Source organism: Spirillospora sp. NPDC052269, assembly GCF_040679435.1.
Taxonomy (GTDB): domain Bacteria; phylum Actinomycetota; class Actinomycetes; order Streptosporangiales; family Streptosporangiaceae; genus Spirillospora.
In genome coordinates, this window is record NZ_JBFAUU010000003.1 from 437,073 (window position 1) to 450,975 (window position 13,903).

The 13,903-nt window shown below is 69.7% G+C and carries 14 protein-coding genes; 10 read left to right on the forward strand and 4 right to left on the reverse strand.

Annotated features, from left to right (window positions below):
* The first annotated feature begins 30 nt into the window (after positions 1-30).
* The 6 genes from aceA (at position 31) to AB0L06_RS08525 (ending at position 7,145) form a co-directional block, all read left to right on the forward strand.
* Positions 31-1,314, forward strand: coding sequence for an isocitrate lyase (aceA, locus tag AB0L06_RS08500; protein ID WP_500230284.1), 1,284 nt, complete (start codon positions 31-33; stop codon positions 1,312-1,314).
* Positions 1,315-1,657: 343 nt separating this feature from the next.
* Positions 1,658-3,166, forward strand: a complete 1,509-nt coding sequence (locus tag AB0L06_RS08505; protein WP_500230285.1) for a M1 family metallopeptidase — start codon at positions 1,658-1,660, stop codon at positions 3,164-3,166.
* A gap of 105 nt (positions 3,167-3,271) precedes the next feature.
* A complete protein-coding gene (locus AB0L06_RS08510) occupies positions 3,272-4,012 on the forward strand; it encodes a DUF7873 family protein (protein WP_500230286.1) in 741 nt (246 codons plus the stop codon).
* Between the two features lie 490 nt (positions 4,013-4,502).
* Positions 4,503-5,291 (forward strand): ABC transporter permease, encoded by a 789-nt coding sequence (locus AB0L06_RS08515; RefSeq protein ID WP_500230287.1) that lies wholly within the window; start codon positions 4,503-4,505, stop codon positions 5,289-5,291.
* On the forward strand, positions 5,284-6,129 hold the full coding sequence (locus AB0L06_RS08520; RefSeq protein WP_500230288.1) for an ABC transporter permease: 846 nt from the start codon (positions 5,284-5,286) through the stop codon (positions 6,127-6,129). Before AB0L06_RS08515 ends, AB0L06_RS08520 begins: the two co-directional genes overlap by 8 nt.
* Positions 6,130-6,146: 17 nt before the next feature.
* Positions 6,147-7,145 carry an ABC transporter ATP-binding protein gene (locus AB0L06_RS08525; protein WP_500230289.1) on the forward strand — a complete coding sequence of 333 codons (999 nt, stop codon included), beginning with the start codon at positions 6,147-6,149 and terminating at the stop codon, positions 7,143-7,145.
* Positions 7,146-7,235: 90 nt separating this feature from the next.
* Here AB0L06_RS08525 and AB0L06_RS08530 read toward each other — a convergent pair whose 3' ends face one another.
* A complete protein-coding gene (locus AB0L06_RS08530; RefSeq protein WP_500230290.1) occupies positions 7,236-7,517 on the reverse strand; it encodes a hypothetical protein in 282 nt (93 codons plus the stop codon).
* A 314-nt stretch (positions 7,518-7,831) separates the two neighbouring features.
* Complete coding sequence (locus AB0L06_RS08535) at positions 7,832-8,440, reverse strand: Uma2 family endonuclease (RefSeq protein WP_500230291.1); 609 nt, start codon at positions 8,438-8,440, stop codon at positions 7,832-7,834.
* Positions 8,441-8,593: 153 nt separating this feature from the next.
* On the opposite strand from AB0L06_RS08535, the gene AB0L06_RS08540 reads away from it, so the two are divergent.
* The 4 genes from AB0L06_RS08540 to AB0L06_RS08555 all read left to right on the forward strand — a co-directional run bounded on the left by AB0L06_RS08540 (position 8,594) and on the right by AB0L06_RS08555 (position 11,196).
* The gene (locus AB0L06_RS08540; RefSeq protein ID WP_500230292.1) at positions 8,594-9,217 is read left to right on the forward strand and encodes a GrpB family protein; all 624 of its coding nucleotides are present in this window, start codon (positions 8,594-8,596) and stop codon (positions 9,215-9,217) included.
* Between the two features lie 124 nt (positions 9,218-9,341).
* Complete coding sequence (locus AB0L06_RS08545; RefSeq protein ID WP_500230293.1) at positions 9,342-9,950, forward strand: SGNH/GDSL hydrolase family protein; 609 nt, start codon at positions 9,342-9,344, stop codon at positions 9,948-9,950.
* 41 nt (positions 9,951-9,991) lie between these two features.
* Positions 9,992-10,936: an aminoglycoside phosphotransferase family protein gene (locus tag AB0L06_RS08550; protein ID WP_500230294.1), complete on the forward strand. Its 945-nt coding sequence runs from the start codon at positions 9,992-9,994 to the stop codon at positions 10,934-10,936.
* Positions 10,937-11,034: 98 nt separating this feature from the next.
* Positions 11,035-11,196 carry a hypothetical protein gene (locus AB0L06_RS08555; protein ID WP_500230295.1) on the forward strand — a complete coding sequence of 54 codons (162 nt, stop codon included), beginning with the start codon at positions 11,035-11,037 and terminating at the stop codon, positions 11,194-11,196.
* A gap of 33 nt (positions 11,197-11,229) precedes the next feature.
* Here the strand turns inward: AB0L06_RS08555 and AB0L06_RS08560 are convergent, their stop codons facing one another.
* Positions 11,230-13,161, reverse strand: coding sequence for an RCC1 domain-containing protein (locus AB0L06_RS08560; protein WP_500230296.1), 1,932 nt, complete (start codon positions 13,159-13,161; stop codon positions 11,230-11,232).
* 364 nt (positions 13,162-13,525) lie between these two features.
* Complete coding sequence (locus tag AB0L06_RS08565) at positions 13,526-13,903, reverse strand: VOC family protein (RefSeq protein WP_500230297.1); 378 nt, start codon at positions 13,901-13,903, stop codon at positions 13,526-13,528.

A 13,903-nucleotide genomic window follows, 5' to 3' on the forward strand; every position in this document is an offset into this window, starting at 1 on the left:
CCCGTCCCGGGCTTATGGAAGGGCAGAACGATGAGCGAAGGTCGCCTCAAGGGCGCAGCGGACGAGCTGCGGCGGCAGTGGAGCACCGACCAGCGGTGGCAGGGCGTCGAGCGGACCTACACGGCCGAGGACGTCGTCAAGCTGCGCGGCTCGGTGCAGGAGGAGCACACTCTCGCCCGTCTCGGCGCGGAGCGCCTGTGGAAGCTGCTGCACGAGGAGGACTACGTCCACTCGCTCGGCGCGCTCACCGGCATGCAGGCCGTCCAGCAGGTGAAGGCCGGACTCAAGGCCATCTACCTGTCCGGCTGGCAGGTCGCCGCCGACGCCAACCTGGCCGGCCAGACCTACCCCGACCAGAGCATCTACCCGGCCAACTCGGTCCCGGCCGTGGTCCGCCGCATCAACAACGCGCTCATGCGCGCCGACCAGGTGCAGTGGAGCGAGGACTCGGGCGACGTCCACTACATGGCCCCGATCGTCGCCGACGCCGAGGCCGGGTTCGGCGGCGTGCTCAACGCCTTCGAGCTGATGAAGGGCATGATCGCGGCCGGTGCCGCGGGCGTGCACTGGGAGGACCAGCTGGCCTCCGAGAAGAAGTGCGGCCACCTGGGCGGCAAGGTCCTCATCCCGACCTCGCAGCACGTCAAGACGCTGAACACCGCGCGCCTGGCCGCGGACATCGCCGGCGTCCCGTCCCTGATCATCGCGCGGACCGACGCCGAGGCCGCGACCCTGATCACGACCGACGTGGACGAGCGCGACCGCGAGTTCATCACCGGCGAGCGCACCGCCGAGGGCTTCTACCACGTGAGGAACGGCATCGAGCCGTGCATCGCGCGCGCCAAGGCCTACGCGCCGTACTCCGACCTCATCTGGATGGAGACCGGCACCCCGGACCTGGAGCAGGCCCGGAAGTTCGCCGAGGCGGTCAAGGCCGAGTACCCCGACCAGATGCTCGCCTACAACTGCTCGCCGTCCTTCAACTGGAAGCAGCACCTGGACGACGCGACCATCGCCAAGTTCCAGCGCGAGCTCGGCCACATGGGCTTCAAGTTCCAGTTCATCACCCTGGCCGGCTTCCACGCGCTCAACCACGGCATGTTCGACCTGGCCTACGGCTACGCCCGCGAGGGCATGACCGCCTACGTCGAGCTGCAGGAGCGCGAGTTCGCGTCGGTCGAGCGCGGCTTCACCGCCGTCAAGCACCAGCGCGAGTCGGGCACGGGCTACTTCGACATGGTCAGCACCGCGATCTCGCCGGACTCCTCCACCACCGCGCTGAAGGGCTCCACCGAAGAGGCGCAGTTCCACTAAACCCGCGTCATCGGGCCGTCCCCCGGGCCCGTGACGGGCCGGTCGACACGGCCCCCGCCGGGCCGGTCTCGCGACCGGCCTGGCCGACCGGCCCAGCGGCCGTGGTCGCCCCCACGGCCGCACCGCGACAGAAGGCCCCTCCGTCCTACACCCGGAGGGGCCTTCTGCCGTGTCCGGGACGGGCGCGGCCCGACTCTCCGCAGGTGGGTGGACGACGCGCGAGACGGCGTCTCGGTTGTCACTCGCGAGGCGATTCGTCCAATAAGGGAACATCTATCGACTTTCGTCCCCCTCGGAGGCAGGGTGATCTTCACACACCCCCCGAGGGAGAGGATCACAACCGATGGCAAGGCGTTCCCCCCGCCTCATCCCGTCCCTCCGCACTCCCGGCCGTTTCCTTCCGCTCGCGCTGGCCGCCGTCACCGCGGTGGGACTCGCGTCCGCCCTCCCCGCCTCCGCGTCCCCGCCCCGGTACACCCCGGGCGCCGAGGGCGTGGGCGACCCCTACTTCCCCCTGGAGGGGAACGGCGGCTACGACGCCCGGCACTACTCACTCGACCTGGCCTACGACACGAGCAGCGGACAGCTCGCCGGCACGGTCACGATGACCGCCAAGGCCACCCAGAACCTGTCCTCCTTCGACCTCGACCTGACCGGGATGGAGGTGTCGAAGGTCGTGGTGGACGGGCGCCGCGCCTCCTTCCACCACCAGGGCCAGGAACTGAAGATCACGCCCCGGCACGGGCTGCGCCGGAACTCGGAGTTCCACGTGTCGGTGACCTACGGCGGCGTGCCGAAGACCATCGTGGGCTCGCCGATCGTGTTCGGCTCGCCCTACGGGTTCCTCAAGACGCCCGACGGCGCGTTCATCGGGGACGAGCCGAACGGCGCGAACACCTGGTTCCCCGTCAACGACCACCCGAGCGACAAGGCCACCTACGACTACACGGTGACCGTGCCGAAGGGCCTGACCGTCGTCGCGAACGGCCTGCCGACCGGCAAGCAGGACAGGACGGCGACGTTCCGCGGCCGCACCGCCGCCGTGCCGGCCAGCACGTTCAAGTGGCGTGAGGACAAGCCGATGGCCAGCTACCTGGCGACCATCGACATCGGCAAGTGGGACGTCAGCCGGACCAAGACGCCCGGCGGGCTGAACAACTACGTCGCGGTCGACCCCGTCCTGGAGACCAGCCAGCCGGACGCGGTCAAGTTCTTCACCGACACCACCGCCGAGGCCACCGACCTGTGGTCCAAGATGTGGGGCGAGTACCCGTTCGAGACGACCGGGGCGATCGCCGACAACGCGGTCTACGAGGGCAAGCCGCTCGGCTTCTCCCTGGAGACGCAGAGCAAGCCGGTCTACTCGGCCGTCCGGAACACCTCCACCATCGCGCACGAGCTGGCCCACCAGTGGTTCGGCGACAGCGTCTCGGTCGCGCAGTGGAAGGACATCTGGCTGAACGAGAGCTTCGCGTCCTGGTCGGCGTACTACTGGACGGAGAAGCACGGCGGCGTGACCGTCCACGACCGGGTCCGGTCGATCTACAACTCCTACCCGTTCCCGGACAAGCCGGACAACCCGTACTGGTCGGTGAAGATCTCCGACCCGCAGCGGGACACGATGTTCAACGACCGCGTGTACAGCGGCGGCGCGACCGTCCTGCAGCTGCTGCGCGAGAAGATCGGCGACGACAGGTTCTTCTCCCTGCTGCGGGCCTGGGCGACCACGCACCGGTACGGCAACGGGAACACCGCGCAGTTCGTCGCGCTCGCGAACAAGGTCTCCGGCCAGGATCTGAACCCGTTCTTCCAGACCTGGATCTATTCGACCGGAAAGCCCGCGCTTCCGTAGTAATTCGCATGCGCCCGGCGGCGCCCCCTCGCTACGGTGACCATGTTCGCACGCGTTTCTACGCGTTCGCCGCATTCATCACCGCACGAGAGGGGGCGCCGTCCCATGCCGAAGCTCAACCAGATCATCGCCGTGGAGAAGGGCGTGAAGTCGCGCACGCAGCGCGAGCTGACCGACGCCTACCACGAGCTGCAGAAGCCCGCGCTGCTCTCGGGCCTGTCGCGCACCTACCGGCCGCGGGACGAGGACGGCGAGACGCTGCCGGCCGAGTCCACCCGCGTCCAGGTGAAGGCCGAGGACGCGCTCCGCGACGTCGCCCGCGCGCTGACCCGGCTGTTCGACGTGACCGCCACCAAGGACTGGGCGAACCGGGACGCCGTCGCCGACGTGGTCGTGGACGGCCGGACGCTGCTGACCGCCGTCCCGGTGCCGTACCTGCTGTTCCTGGAGAAGCAGCTCACCGACCTGCGCACGCTGGTCGACAAGCTGCCGGTGCTCGACCCGTCGGAGCCCTGGACCTACGACGAGAGCCAGGACGTGTGGCGCACCGAGCCGGTGGAGACCGCGCGGACCAAGAAGATCCCGCGCAGCCACGTCCTGTACGAGGCGACCAAGGAGCACCCGGCGCAGGTCGAGATGTACACCGAGGACGTCGTCGTGGGCACCTGGACGAAGGTGTCCTTCTCCGGCGCGCTTCCGGCCCGCCGCGTGAACGGCCTGCGCGACAGGGTCGAGCGGCTCCAGGCGGCGGTGAAGTTCGCCCGCGAGGAGGCCAACGCGACCGAGGTCACCGACCGCAAGATCGGCGACGCGGTGTTCGCCTACCTCTTCGCCCCCGAGGGCTGACCGCCCGCGCCGACGTCCTACAACTGAACACCAGAGACTCCCCCGCTTGGAGCGCGGGGGCGCGCCCCGGAGGGGGCGTGAAGCTGAGGATGAAGCTCAGTCTGATCCGAGTCGGTGACAGTGGAGGTTCGAGTCCTCCCCCGTGCACTCCATGCCCGGGTGGCCCAAGCAGGTAGAGGCAGCCGCATGAAGTTGAGACTCTCGCTCCAGATTCAGCATCTCCGCTCATCGCCGGATCGACCGGAGACGGACGGACTCCGTCGGATGCCAGTTCGAATCTGGCTCGGACCTCTTCCATGGTCCGATAGCTCAATCGGGAGAGCACGAACGGATTGATGATGATCCGTCTCCTTAAACGCCGCCGGCGTGCGAAGGGGCGGCAACCTCCAGGGCCCCGGGACCAGGGCAGGTCCCGGGGCCCGCCGCGTCTCCCGGGTCGGCGCGGAAAACTGCTGGAACGTTCGCGCGGGGCGTTCTAGGCTCCTGACAGGTGGGCGTCATTCCGTGGGTCTCCTGGTACGCACTGCGACGACATTCCGCCTATCCCCTCGGCTCGATGGCCGAGGCCGTCACGAACTCCTTCTTCGGCGTCGTCCGCGCCGCGATCCTGCTCGCGCTCTGGCACGCCCGTCCCGGGCTCGGCGGCTACGACGCCACCGACGCGGTGACCTACTCCTTCCTCACCCAGGCCCTGATCGGGCCGGTGCAGATCTTCGGCGGCATGGAGCTGGCCCAGCGCATCCGGTCCGGGGACGTGGCGATCGACCTGCACCGCCCGGTGGACCTGCAGGCGTGGTGGCTCGCCGACGACGTCGGCCGGGCCCTGTCGACGCTGCTGCTGCGCGCAGTGCCGCCGATGCTGGTCGGGGCGCTGCTGTTCACGATGCGGCCGCCGTCCCCCGGCGAGGCGGCCGCGTTCGCGGTGTCGGCCGGGCTGGCCGTCCTGCTGAGCTTCTCGCTGCGGTACCTGGTCACGCTCTCGATGTTCTGGCTGCACGACGAGCGCGGCATCAACGCCGTGATGCTGGTGCTGTCGATGTTCTTCTCCGGGATGATCGTGCCGCTCGTGGCGTTCCCCGAGACGCTCGGGAACGTCGCGCGGGCACTGCCGTGGTCCGGGCTGGTCCAGATACCCGCCGACGTGTTCCTCGGTCAGCGCACCGGCGGAGCGCTGCTGTCCGGGCTGGCGTTCCAGGCGGCCTGGGCCGCCGGGCTGCTCGCGGCCGGACGGCTCCTGACCCACGCCGCGACGCGCAGGCTGGAGGCCCAGGGTGGTTAGCGAGACGGCCGGCGGCGCCGGGCCGCTCCCCCGGGCCGGGCAGGCGGTCTCGACGTACTGCCTGCTCGCCTGGACGTGGATCCGGGCGGCCGCGCAGTACCCGGTGTCGCTCACGCTGCTCGCGCTCGGGACCATGGTGACGACCGGGCTCGACATCATGGGGATCATGGTCCTGTTCAGCCGGACGCCGCGGATCGCCGGGTTCACCGCCTCGGAGGTCCTGTTCCTGTACGGCACGTCCGCGCTGGCGTTCGCGACGTCCGACATCCTGCTCGGCACGACCGAACGGCTCGGTGAGCACGTCCGGGAGGGGACGCTCGACGCGCTGCTGGTGCGTCCGGTGAGCCCGCTGATCCAGATCGCGACCGAGGACTTCTCCCCGCGCCGGTTCGGCCGGCTCGTCCCGCCGACGCTGGTCCTGGCGCTCGCGCTGCCCCGGCTGCCGATCGCGTGGACGCCGGGCCGCGTCGCGATGGTGCCGGTGATGGTGGTGTCCGGCGTGGTGATCTTCGCCGGGCTGTGGGTGCTGTGCGCGGCGCTCCAGTTCGTCCTGCTGAACAGCCAGGGCGCGACCAAGGCGATCACCTACGGCGGGGCGTTCCTGACGCAGTACCCGATGACGCTGTTCGCGCGCGACTTCGTCCGCGGCGTGACGTTCGTCGTCCCGCTGGCGTTCGTGAACTGGGCGCCCGCCCTGTACGTCCTCGGCAGGCCCGACCCGCTGGGGCTTCCGGGCTGGACGCGGTTCGCCTCGCCCGTCGTCGGGGCGGCGCTGTGCGCGGTCGCGGCCGTGGCGTGGCGGGCGGGCCTGCGCCACTACCGCTCGACAGGCAACTGACGCCGGGAGGGGAACCCATGATCGAGATGACCGACGTGACCAAGACCTTCGTCCTGCGCCGCAGGAACGGCCGGCGGCTGCGCCGCGAGCGGACGCCGGTCCGCGCGGTGGACGGGGTGACGTTCACCGTGGACCGCGGCGAGTTCCTCGGGTACCTCGGGCCGAACGGCGCGGGCAAGAGCACCACGATCAAGATGCTCACCGGCATCCTCACCCCGACGTCCGGACGGGTCCGGGTGGCGGGTCTCGACCCGTCCCGTGCCCGGACCGCGCTCGCCCGCCGCATCGGCGTGGTGTTCGGGCAGCGCACGACGCTCTGGTGGGACCTGCCGCTGAAGGACAGCCTGACCCTCGTCCGGCGCCTGTACCGGGTCGAGGAGCACGCCTACCGGACGCGCCTGGCGGAGCTGACCGCGCTGCTGGAACTGGAGCCGTTCCTGGCGACCCCCGTCCGGCAGCTCAGCCTCGGCCAGCGCATGCGCGGTGACCTGGCCGCCGCGCTCCTCCACGACCCCGAACTGCTCGTCCTGGACGAGCCGACGATCGGCCTGGACGTGGTGAGCAAGGCGACCGTCCGCGGTTTCCTCGCCCGCCTGAACGCCGAGCGCGGCACCACGATCCTGCTGACCACCCACGACCTCGGCGACATCGAACGCCTCTGCCGCCGCGTGATGATCATCGACCACGGCCGTCCGGCGTTCGACGGGGACCTGGCCGCCCTCCGCCGCGCCGCCGGGGCTGACCGCCAGCTGGTCGTCGAACTCGCCGCCCCGATCCCCCCGATCGAACTGGACGGCGTCGAGGTGACCGACACCGAGGGCCCGCGCCAGACCCTCCGCCTCCCCGACGGCGCGAACGCCGCGTCCGTGGTCGCCGCCCTCGCCGCCCGCTACGACGTCCGCGACATAGCCCTCCGCGAAACCGGCATCGAAGACATCGTCGCCCGCCTCTACCGAGGCGACCACGAGATCTCCACCCCGGTCATGAACCCACCACCCGACCTGGCAACCCGCTGACCTGCCCCTCCACGCCGATCGCCCCGCAAGTGACCACGAGTCCCCTTGCCCCCCAACGGCACGACGATCTCGCACGGATGAGCGGGATGGTCAAGGTGTCAGGTCCTCCTGGTCGGGACCTACCGGTCCGCCGTTCAGTGACACGACTTCAGCCACAGGCACCCGAGCCACAACGATGAGCACCTTCTGTGCGTCGCGAGGGGTGCGATTCGTGACCTCGACTTGGCGCTGCTCATCAGGGGAGGCACGAACCAACGCGTCGAACAGATAGTGATCGCCTTCGTCGCTATAGCCGTCCGCCCAGATTTCGATCTCCGAGCCGCTCTTGAGGGTCAAGATCCACCGGCTGGGCGGTCCTGAGGCGAACTCCATGATCACATCCTGACGTGTAGCGATCAGCGCTCCCGATCGACGGAGGCGAGAGTATCCCCCGCAGCCTGCATACAGCCGCGCGCTTGGCCCTCGACCGCACTGGGCACACCGTGCCACAGACACGCGAACCAGTCCGGAGAGTGCTCCCTCCGGGCCGCAGGGTCCAGGGAGCGGCGCTGGTTCGAGCCCGCTCAACCAAATCTTGCGCGGATCTCATTGGCCTGCGCCCGAGCGGCCTCTGCTGGTCGACGGGTACGCACCTCGCGTCGCCGCTTCAAGGAACGTCCTTTTCCGAACCGGGGCGGAGGGCCGGGTCACATCTCTTCGAGGGTCGTGAACGGAACATCCAGCTTGATGCCCTCGGGGAGTTCGGTGGTGAGCGCGCCGCGGTGGACGGTGATCAGGCGGTAGGCACGTCCCGCCCAATCGAGGCGGTAGTCCTCCACAGAGTGGATGCGGGTGTTCTCCATGACCACGATGAGGAAGGCGGGAATCCGCTGGAAGGCGTACTCGGCCTTCTTGTCGACGAAGTCGGTGTCCTCGTTGGTGCTGGTGATCTCGATCGCCACCAGAACATCGGCGGAGGTCATCCTGCTTCCGCGCTCAATGCAGCGCAGGACGCTGACGTCCGGACGACGCAGAGTGAACCGCTTGCGCTCGTCGCTGATGCGCGGGTTCACGAACGCGAACTTCATGTCCGTGCCTTGGAACACCTGAACGGACGAATCGGAGGGCCTGGCTGTCAGCAGGGCCGTCTGCAACCGGAAGGCCACCATCTGGTGCTCGGACGTCGGGGGCTGACAGAAGATGATGTTGCCCTCGACGACCTCGACTGTGTGAGCGAGGTCCTCGGGAAGGTCGTCGTACTGCTTCTCCGAGATGAGGAGAGTGGACGGATCGGTGGCCCAGGCAGGCTGTGTCATACGTTCCCGCTGTGTGGGTGCTTGCAGGTGGACGCGCCGAGGTCAGGCTACGCATGGGCGGAGTCGGGCGCTGGCAATGACGGTTCGCGGTTCCGCGGATGGGAATCGGCGTCGAACCGGCTTGGCCGCGGGGCGGCGAGTAGGGTCGGGGGAATGTCCAAGATCGTTCTTGCTCCGCCGGATCCACGGTGGCCGGCGCTTTTCGTGGAGATCGGGGCGGACCTGCGCGGGGCCTTGGCGCCCGTCCTGGGTGATCGGCTGACCGGCATTCACCACATCGGTTCCACCTCGGTTCCGGGGCTCGCGGCCAAGCCGGTCATCGACGTCCAGGTGTCGGTGCGCGACTTCCGTCCCTGGGCCCGGACCGGCATGGTCCCGCCGGACGAACCGGTCGAACAACCCTCGCGCGAGCACATCGGCGAGAGCGGCGCGCTCATCGACGCGGTCGAGTCCACCGGACTGCGCTGGCTCGGCGACTGGTGCACCGACCTCCGCAAGTGGATATTCACCCGGCGGGACGCCGAGTTCGACGTCAACTGCCACGTGCGCCGCGAGGGCTGCGTCAGCCAGCAGCAGGCCCTGCTCTTCCGAGACCACCTGCGCGCCCACCCCGAGGCGCGGCAGCGGTACGAGGACGTCAAACGCGGACTGGCCACGCGCGAATGGCACACCGTCGACGCCTATGCCGACGCCAAGGGCGACTGTGTGTGGGCCATCCTGCGCGAGGCCGACGTCTGGAGCCAGTCCGGCTGGCGCCCATCCCCCACCGACGCCTGATCACCCCGGTCGGGTCGCCCCGGGGCCGACGTTGTGTGGAGGATTTTGGACGGGCACGATGGCGTCCGACCGAGCACGGCGGTCGCCGGGGACCTGCGGCGGCCGGTCATAGAGGGGGAACAGCATGATCCGGCTGTCGGACGAGCCCATGACGTGGGTAGCGACCGGGGACAGCATCACCCAGGCCGTGTTGCACACCCATGGTGCTCGCGGCTGGGTCGAGCATCTGCATGAGCGGGTCCGGTGGCAGCTGGGCCACCTCACCGATGTCGTCGTCAACACTGGCGTCTCCGCGTGGGGCGCCGTCGACGTGCTCGCGGCCCACCAGCGCCTCATCGGCCGGTTCGAACCTGATGTGCTGTCGGTTTCGCTCGGCACCAACGACTGCCTCGCCGGGGAGGACGGACTGCCCGAGTTCCATGACGCGATGCATCGGATCATCGCCGGGGCGGGGCCGCGTACGCAGGTCGTCCTGCACACGCCGGCGCTCGTCAGCGCCTCGGGCCGGGAGCGGCGCGCGGCACTTCCGGCGTACTGCCAGGCCGTGCGGGAGATCGCACAGGAAAGCGGCGCGCTGCTCGTCGACCACGAGGCCCACTGGCTGGAGCACCACGGGACGGATGATCCGATCCCGTGGCTCGACGACCCGGCCCACCCCAACGCCGTCGGCCACCTGCAGATGGCGAACCACACCCTGCGGACCATGGGTCTGGGCGAACTGGACCCTCTCTAGGCCGCAGGGTGAGCCCCCCTGGTGCGGGCATATATGAGCCTGTGACGGGCGACGATAACCAGGGGCGGGCGGAGCTGTCCGTCCGCCCCGACGTCTTGGACGCGCTCGCCGACCAGATCGGCGTCACGGTGGAGCGGCGCGAGGAGATCCGGGTCTGGTCGATGTCGGCCGTGGAGCGGCTGATCCTGTCCGACGGATCGACGCTCATCCTGAAGTACGCCCGAGAGGTCTTCTCGGGCGAGCCCGACGTCCTCAGGCATGCCGCCGCGCACGGCGTCCCCGTACCCGAGCTGCTGGCCGGCGCACGGCAGCCGGACGGCTCCGTCGTCATGATCATGGAGGATCTCGGGGGCCCGGTCCGGGAGCCCGCCCTGGTTGACGCGGCGACCGCCGCAGTGTCCGTCCATGCCTGCCCACCACTGGCAGGGCTACCGGTACTGGATGAGAACGCGCTGACCAGGCTGCCGCTGCGCTCGTTGGAGTGGCTGGACGCGCTTCAGAGCGCAGGCCGTTGGACCAAGGATCCCTTCGGCCTCCGGCAGAAACTCGAGGCTCTCGGCACCGCCGCACCCCGGCGCGCCAAGGGGGCAGCCATTCCGCCGTACGGGATGTGCCACAGCGAGTTCCACCCAACATCCCTGATCATCCAGCCGGACGGGACACCGCGGGTGCTCGACATGGCCCGCGCCTACACCGGCAACGGCCTGCTGGACCTGGTGTCGTGGCAGGGAACCCCTGAGCCGCTGGACCTGGACGCGGTCAAAGACCTCATCGACGCCTATGTTGCCGCCGGAGGTCCCGAGGACGCGCTTCTCGACCGGGGCGGGCTGCCCGCCCACGTCTGGGCATCGGGCTGGGACAAGCTCTGGATCGTCGACTGGTTCATGGAGAGCAACCTCCGCTGGGACGATCCCGCGCGCGACCACGCCATGCAGAGGGCCATCAGCCGACACCTCGAAGAAGCGGTGGATTGCCTCGTGAAGTAGGCCAGGTCCACCCTGCCGCGCAGTGAGGATCGCAGCCTCTCTCCGTCGTCGGGCGGGATCTGGGGATCGTCCGGTCGAAGGTCGGAGTCCTTCAAACGATGCACGCCAGGACCGGACGAGCGGACGAGGCCGGGCCGGAGATCGCGCAGCGGCACCTGGTGCTCGTCCCGAGGCTCGTCGAGCGGCTTCCGCTTCCCTGGATCGGCTGGTCACGTGTCGCGATACTGGGGATGCCGACGGGGCCCGCTCCGTTGGCGTAACGGTGCGGGCCCCGTGGGGTTGGCCGGTCGTTGTCAGGTGGTGCTTGGCAGGTAGACCTTGGTGCGGGTTTCGGCGGTGCAGTTCCGGCGGGCCACATCGGCCGGGCTGCAGCGCCAGGTGACCAGGTTGCGCATGATGCCGGGCATGCGGGTCACGACGGTGAAGGTGATGTCGGCGCTGTGCCCGGCCGGCAGGTCGCCGGTCCAGGTGAAGGCGCCGCGCGTGCGGGTGACGTGGCCGGTGGTGGCGTGGACGGGTCCGCGGATGCGGCCGCTGCGCAGAACGCCGGTCAGATCGTCGGTGAAGGTCGCGTCATTGAAGACGGAGTGGCAGGTGTTGGTGACGTGGATGCGGTACCGGACCTTGCCTCCGACTCGGACCCTGGCCCTGTCCGCGGTCTTGTCGATCTTGAGTTTGTCCCAGCCGCAGGGCCGGGGCGGTGGGGGTTCTTCGGTGATGGTGACGGTCACCGGCGCGGACGTTGAGGGCGGACATACCTCGTTGCCCTCGTAGCGGGCGGTGATGTGGTGCCGGCCCCCGGGCAGTTCGGTGGTGGTGAGGGTGGCGACGCCGTCGGTGTCCAGTTCGGCGGTGCCGATGACGGTGTCACCGTCCAGGAAGGTGACGGTGCCGGTCGGGGTGCCCGCGTTGCAGGCCACGCTCGCGGTCAACCTCACCTCCTGACCTGGCTTCGCCGTCATGGGCTCAGCGGTCAGTGACGTGTCGCTGCTGACCCGTTGGGCTATGAGCAGGGAGTGGTAGAGGCCGGCTGCGACCTGGCTGACGTTGAGATGTCCCGGCAGCAGCATGAAGACCGGGGTGGGTTGTTGGGTGGTGGTGCCGTCACCCAACTGCCCGTCGGCGTTGCCGCCCCAGCCCAGGGCGCGGCCGTCGGAGGTCGCCGCCACGCTGTGGGTGGAGTGGGAGTCGAGCTGGGTGACGGTGACGCCCGCGGGCAGCGCCACTTCCACCGGTGTGTTGCGATCGGTGGTGGTGCCGTCGCCCAGCTGCCCCCGGTTGTTCTGGCCCCAGGCCAGGGCGCTGCCGTCGAAGGTCACCGCGAGGCTGTCGCGATCGCCGGCGGCGAGTCGGGTGACGTCGGCGCCCGGGGGCATCCCGACCTGCACTGGGCTGTAGTTCCAGGTGGGGTTGGTTCCCAGTTCCCCGAACTGGTTCAGGCCCCAGCCCCAGACATGGTGGTCGGAGGTCAACGCCAGACCGTGGTTGTCGCCAGCGGCCACCTGGGTGATGGTCAGGCCCGGGGGCAGCGCCACCGGCCCCGGGGTGTCGCGGCTGGTGGTGGTGCCATCGCCCAACTGCCCATAGCCGTTGTAGCCCCAGGCCAGGACGCGCCCGTCCGTGGTCAACGCCAGGCTGTACCCATAGCCCGCCGCGACCTGCTTGGCTTTGGCGCCGTCGGGCAGTGCCACTTCAATGGGTACCTCGCGGCTGGTGGTGGTGCCGTCCCCCAACTGCCCGTAGCCGTTGTACCCCCAGGCCAGGACCCTGCCATCCGAGGTCACGGCAAGGCTGTGGTGGTAGCCGCCGGAGACCTGGGTGACGGTGGCCCCCGAGGGCAGCGTCGCCCGCACAGGAAGGTTGACGGCGCCGCTGGTCTCACCGTTCCCCAGCTCACCGAAGGCGTTCTGGCCCCAGCCCAGGACCTGGCCGTCGGGCGTCACCGCGAGGCTGTGGTAGAAACCGGCGGAGACCTGGGTGACGGTGACGCCCGTGGGCGGCGCCGCTTCCCCCGGAGTACTGCGCGAGTTGAAGGTGCCGTCGCCCAGCTGCCCGTTGAAGTTGTAGCCCGTCGCGAGAGCGAGACCGGCGGGCGCGGCCGCCGGATTCGGGCGGCGGGCCGCCGCCGGGCCGGCGACCACGCAGGTCACCACCATCAGCAGGGCCGTCAGACCGGCCAGCCGTGTCCGAGGCCGCCACCGGCCGCCCCCTGGTCTGTTCCTCATGCCGCTCCGGCACGTCCTCATCGCTATCCCCCCGGATGACGCTCACTGAGCTGGAAGATCGGCCCGCTCACGACGGGCCGGCGCGATTTCCCACCAGGACGCCCGACCGATCGGACACGAACAGCAGGACCGGGGGTGACGACTCCCCGTGATCATGCTCTCGATGACAATAACGCTCCGGAGCGTCACCGAGCGTTATTTGATCACCGCGCGGCCAGCCGTGGCTCCTGTCACCAGGAGGCCGAGGCGGGCGCGAAGGCGGGCGCGCCTCGGCACTCCCCCGTCCTGTGTGGCCGCGGAACACCGAGGCGATGTCCCGTCGCGTCCTTCCAGGTCGTAGCGCGCCCGTTGCGGCGAGGCGGGGCTATCGGGCGGTTTGGGCCTCGACCTTGGCGGTCTCGAACTCGACGTATTCGATGACGGCGCCGCCGGGGTGCTGGACGGTGAGGTTGCGCCCGGTGGGGACGTCGTTGGGGCCGTCGAGGGTCTCGCCACCCTCACGGGAGACGATGGCGAGGACGTCGTCGAGGTCGTCGACGACGGTCGTGGCCTGGACGTTGCGGTACGGGGCCAGCGCCTCCGGGGTTCCCGCGACCAGCAGGTAGCCGCCGATGCTCGCCAGTTCCACGCCCCCGTAGAGGAAGCGCAGGCCCGGGCGGGCGGCGGTGAGCGCCTCGAAGGTGGGCAGGGCGGTATCCAGATCATCGACGTAGACGCGGGCGTAGCTGCGGAGGACGGCCAT